Source organism: Archangium sp. (genome assembly GCF_036388035.1).
Taxonomy (GTDB): domain Bacteria; phylum Myxococcota; class Myxococcia; order Myxococcales; family Myxococcaceae; genus Archangium.
Window position 1 is genome coordinate 1 of sequence record NZ_DASVSO010000892.1, and the last position, 4,741, is coordinate 4,741.

Here is a 4,741-nt window from a genome sequence, read left to right on the forward strand (position 1 = left end):
TCACGGGAGCCGAGGTGTCGCTGCTGTCCGGGGACACGGTGGTGGCGCGGGCCGGCGACGTCACGCCGCCCACGGTGTCGCGCGTGCTGCCACTGGGCGAGGCCGCCACGGTGCGGCTCGTCTTCAGCCGCGCGGCCGAGCGTGAAGCCACCCTGGGCGTGTTCCGCTCCTTCCTGTTGCTGGCCGGCCTGGGCCTGAGCTTCTCGGTGCTGCTGGGGATGCTGATGGCCCGGCGCATCACCCAGCCGGTGGAGGCACTCACCTCGGGCGCGAGGCGCGTGGGCGAGGGCGCGCTGGACGTGCAGGTACAGGTGAAGGCCACGGGCGAGGTGGGCGAGCTGGTGAAGACGTTCAACCACATGACGACGGAGCTGCGCTCCACCACCGAGCAACTGGTGGCCAGCGAGCGCGTGGCCGCGTGGCAGGAGGTGGCGAGGCGGCTGGCGCACGAAATCAAGAACCCGCTGACGCCCATCCGCATGTCGCTGGAGACGCTGATGGCGGTGCAGGACGCGCAGGACGCGCGCTTCCCCGGCCTGTTCCGCGAGAGCGCGGGCGTCATCCTGGAAGAGGTGGACCGGCTGAAGCGGATTGTGGACGAGTTCAGCCGCTTCGCGCGCCTGCCCAAGCCGCAACTGGAGCCGGTGGACCTGGGCGAGCTCGCTCAGAACGTGCTGTCGCTCTACGCCTCACCGCCGCCGGGCATCAGCATCCACTCGGAGGTGCAGCCGGGAGTGGTGGCGAAGGTGGACCGGGACCAGCTCACGCAGGTGCTCGTCAACCTGGTGAAGAACGCCGAGGAGGCGATGACGAAGGGCGGCGGGGCGCTGCACGTGCGCGTGCGAGGCAGCGAGCGGGAGGCGGTGGTGGAGGTGCAGGACAGCGGCCCGGGGATTCCCCCCGAGCACCGCGCCCGCATCTTCGAGCCCTACTTCACGACGAAGGAAGGCGGCACGGGCCTGGGACTGGCCATCGCCGCGCGCATCCTCCAGGAGCACGGCGGCAAGCTGGACGTGGGCGGAGAGCCGGGCCAGGGCGCCTGCTTCACCCTGTCCCTGCCCCGCGAGCGGTAACGACTTTTCGCGGCAAGCCCGACTGGAACTTCTTCCAGCGTGATTCCAAGGCCTCCCTGCTCGGCAGTTGTGGCCCACACGCGAGCTCGATGCCGGAGAATTGCTCGTACCCCATGCCCTTCAGCTTCGGGTGCAGGTGGACTTCGCGCGTCGCCGGGTCGATTCCGAGCAATTCCAAATCAAAGAGCGTGTGGATGTCCGCACGCAGCAGCAGCCCATTGGAGGGATGATTGTCCTTCTCGCCTCGATAGGGAGAGATGTGAGCCGCTTCGAGCAGGTCTGGAACCCGGCACCGGGTCACCACACAGGTATCGTCGAAGCGCGCCCGGAGTTTCTCACGGAAGGCAGCCTGCCCCTTGCGCGTACGGACCTGACGCGAGGTGCTCTCCCTTTCATCGCGCCCATCGGGCACGTACGCATCGTCCAAAGCGTCGGCCGCCATGGGTCCGACACCCTGACCCGCTTTGGGCAACGTCCCTGCCTGCCCACGCAGTAGCGCCGCAGCCTCCCCCAAGCGATCGAGATCAACCTCCTGCATGGCGAGCTGCCCATTGAATTTCGGGCAGGCCCGACGCACCTCCTGCACGGAGATTCCTCGGACACTCCGGAAGGACCCGTCGAAATAGGCCTCGTAGTGAGTACAGGGCTCCGATGTCACTACAAGCTCATGCTCATCGAACGTGTGGCCATCCCTGCACCTGAACTTCGGGCGCTTCTCCTTGCGCTCCTTGATGGTCGCAATTCTGCACTCAGGACAGCGCCTCAGCTCTTTGGGCTTGTCGAAGAAGACTCGCCTGGAGATCCTCGCGAGACCCAGAACGCTCTTTCGATCGCAGAGGATCAGCAGATCCCCCTCGCTCATCTGCCGATGGTTCGGCACGAAGCTGTCGTAGCGGTAGACCGTGTCCAGCTCATCGTCGTACCCCACGTTTCCTGCGTACTCGCGCTCTGCTCCCAAAGAGAGCACCAACCAGGCACGTCCTGTGTCCATGCCCCGCAGTGGAGGGTCCTAGGCGACAGACAGAGAAGGACGCAGGGCATGGGGTAAATCGACCTGATCTCTGCCGTTACTGCCTCGCCGCGGTCACGAGTAGCTGCCCATTCATTTTTTTCATCGGCCCTCCGTCAGGCTCGTTGGCGCATCTCCGTACTGTGCTGCTCGATGACCCAGACCCGACTGATTCCCCTCCTCGTTCTGCTCTTCGCCGCCTGTCATCCCCCGAAAATCGACGACCCGCGTCCTGACGCGGGCGAAGGGGGTGCCCCTGATGCCGGCACGTCCCCCTCCTTCACTGTCCACATCCCGGACGACATCCGCGCCACCCTCCGGTTCTACAGCAACGTCCATGTGCTCCTCGGCGATGGCAGCAGGTTCCGCGAGCCCGTCGACAGCAGCGGCGTGGCGCGGTTCCACGACCCGTCCATCACCGGGCCGCAGGACGTCAGCCTTGTCATGGTGTCCTCGACCGGCACCGTACAGGTGAACACCTACCTCGCGATCAACCGGGCCGAGGTCTGGCTGCCGGGCTCAGCGGCTCTGAATTCGGCCATCTCCTGGAAGAAGCAGGGCACCATCACCGGCAGGGTGACGGGCACGACCTCTCCCCAGAGCCTGTCCGTCGTCCTGATCGGCAAGGGATTCCATGGCTTCCTCACGGGGGCCGCGGATGGCTCTTTCAGCATCGACGTCCAAGGTGACGAACGCGGCCGGGTGGACCTCTTCGCCCGTGAGACCGAGCTCACGGGCGCAAAGGTCCTCCGGGTCGGCCTCAAGAAGGACATCGCCGTGGCCGCCGACACCGTCGTCAGTGGGCAGGACATCGCGCTCGACCACCCGTTGGACCAGTCGCTCGATGTGACAGAGCAGGGCAACAAACTCCAGGGCGCCGAAGCGAGAGTCTCGCTCCGGTACATCCTGGGCGGCCAGCTCCTCTTCAGCAGCAGCCATGACGGAAAGCTGCCCCTCTCGGTCCCGGCAATCGCGCTGACGGGCCCCTTCGAGACCTTCACCCCGGTGCTCCGCGTCTCCGCGGGTGATGCGGCGAACCTCCCCAGGGGAGAGGTCCAGACGGACATGCCCGTGGGCCGCACCTCGTCCGCGGCGGTCACACTCCTGAGCCCCGTGAGCATCGCCTCGCCGGCCGTGGGGACCCTGGAGGCACCGGCCAGCGCCTCGCGCTCCGGCCTCGTCCTCCGCTGGAACCATGATGCCTCCGCGCACATGGTGGAGCTGGAGCTCGCATCCAAGACCGGACCGGGTCCCCTGGGGTGGCGCGTGATGGCGCCCGCTGCGGTCACCTCCTTCACGCCCTTCCCGCTCCCCGCGGACATCGCCCCGGTCACCACCTTCCCCGCGGGCTCCTACCGCGTGGAGGCGACCGCCACCTGGCGTGGCAATGCCAGCGGCTACGAGGACTCGTTCACTGGCACTCTCCTGCGTGACCCGTACGCGGAGACCCGGACGACCCGGCTCCGCGCCTACGTCGAGCTCCAGTAGCCTCCGAATGCCGGGCCTGCTCTTCCCGCCTCACTTCCGAGGAGCGCGCCCGTGCGTCCGCGCGTGCCGCCCCGGCGCCTGCCCTGGCTCTTTCTTGGAGGCACCGTGGTCCTTCTGGGGCGGGCCCGGGTCGCGCTGAGCGGCCTTGAGGCGTTCCACCTCCTCCTGGAAGATGGGGTCCTCGCGCGGCACGGTCGCGCGGGGAATCCCGCCCCGCATGAGCCGCTCGATGCTCTCCACCACCTGCCGGTCCTTCGACGTGGTGAACGTCGAGGCCACGCCGCTCGCGGAGGCGCGCGCCGTGCGGCCGATGCGGTGCACGTAGTCCTCCGGCGCGTGCGGCAGGTCGTAGTTGATGACGTGCCCCACGTCCTCCACGTCCAGCCCTCGCGCCGCGATGTCCGTGGCCACCAGGCACCGGTATGTGCCCTTGCGAAAGCCCTCCATCGCCTGGTTGCGCTGGTTCTGCGTCCGGTCCGCGTGCAGCACCGCGCACCGGTACCCCGCTCGCTGGAGCGCCTGGTGCACCTTGTCCGCGCGCTCCTTCGTCCGGGTGAAGACGAGCGCCGTCGCCTCGTCCCGCGCGAGCAGCGTGAGCAGCAGCGCCGACTTCTCCTCCGGCTTCACCACGTACAGCCGCTGCTCGGCGCGCTCGGCGGGCGTGCCACTGCGCGTCACCTCCACGCGCACCGGCTTGTGCAGCCACTCGCGGGCGAACTGGCTCACGTCTGGGCCCAGCGTCGCGGAGTACAGGAGCGTCTGCCGCTTGCGAGGCAGGGCCGCGAGGATCTGCTGGATCTGCGGCAGGAAGCCCATGTCGAGCATCCGGTCCGCCTCGTCCAGCACCAGGGCCTCCAGGTGCGGGAACGCCGCGGCGCCCGAGCCCAGCAGGTCCACCAGTCGCCCGGGCGTGGCCAGCACCAGCGTGGGCTTGCGCTTCAGCGCCTCCACCTGCGCTCCCATGTCCTCGCCGCCGATGACCACCGCGTGCGTGACGCCGCGCGACTCGCCGAAGAAGCCCACCGGCCCGGCGATCTGCTGCACCAGCTCGCGGGTGGGCGCCAGCACCAGGCCCAGCGGACCCTTGCGGCCGGCGAAGCGCTCCACCAGGGGCAGCACGTACGCGGCCGTCTTGCCCGTGCCGGTGGCGGCGCAGCCGATGACGTCCTTG

The 4,741-nt window shown here is 68.4% G+C and carries 4 protein-coding genes; 2 read left to right on the forward strand and 2 right to left on the reverse strand.

What is annotated here, in order from left to right; all coding sequences use genetic code 11:
* The coding region (locus VF697_RS36495; protein WP_331102425.1) for a sensor histidine kinase at window positions 1–1,073 on the forward strand (1,073 nt) is incomplete at its 5' end.
* On the opposite strand, the gene VF697_RS36500 is transcribed toward VF697_RS36495, so the two are convergent.
* On the reverse strand, window positions 1,045–2,064 hold the full coding sequence (locus VF697_RS36500; protein ID WP_331102427.1) for an HNH endonuclease signature motif containing protein: 1,020 nt from the start codon (window positions 2,062–2,064) through the stop codon (window positions 1,045–1,047). The two genes, VF697_RS36495 and VF697_RS36500, sit on opposite strands and share 29 nt — an antisense overlap.
* 171 nt (window positions 2,065–2,235) lie before the next feature.
* Between VF697_RS36500 and VF697_RS36505 the strand changes: the two genes are divergently transcribed.
* Entirely contained in the window at window positions 2,236–3,570 is a 1,335-nt protein-coding gene (locus VF697_RS36505) for a hypothetical protein (RefSeq protein WP_331102428.1), read from the forward strand.
* Window positions 3,571–3,600: 30 nt separating this feature from the next.
* Here VF697_RS36505 and VF697_RS36510 read toward each other — a convergent pair.
* The coding region (locus VF697_RS36510; protein WP_331102429.1) for a DEAD/DEAH box helicase at window positions 3,601–4,741 on the reverse strand (1,141 nt) is incomplete at its 5' end.